Origin of the sequence: Vibrio sp. S12_S33, from assembly GCF_963889785.1 — a bacterium.
In the GTDB taxonomy this organism is placed as follows: Bacteria; Pseudomonadota; Gammaproteobacteria; order Enterobacterales; family Vibrionaceae; genus Vibrio; species Vibrio aestuarianus.
Window position 1 is genome coordinate 1 of sequence record NZ_CAWPQZ010000327.1, and the last position, 291, is coordinate 291.

Sequence of the window (291 nt, forward strand, 5' to 3'; positions counted from 1 at the left end):
AGATTCTGTCTTAATTGACTTTGCTGCTTCACGAGCAAAAGCTTCGAGTGCTTTCTTATCCATATTGTCCATCCTTAGCATTTAAGGCTTAAGTTTAGACAGTTACACAGAATTCAGGACACCCTCCAAGCCTTTATTGACGAGGATGTTCATGATTTTTCCGTGGCATCGTTATAGTCGTTCTTTTGTTTGCGTCGCTGACTTTTGACATGTTGAGGCGGGTATAAAAGTACCTCGTGACCAAGCTTTTCGAATTCTCTGGCCCAATAATGCGCTCCAGAACAAGCCTCC

General features: G+C 43.0%; 1 pseudogene. It reads right to left on the minus strand.

Annotated features, from left to right (window positions below):
- Positions 1-164: 164 nt before the first annotated feature.
- Positions 165-291 (minus strand): annotated as a pseudogene (locus AACW06_RS20340) (IS110 family transposase); the annotation flags it as partial.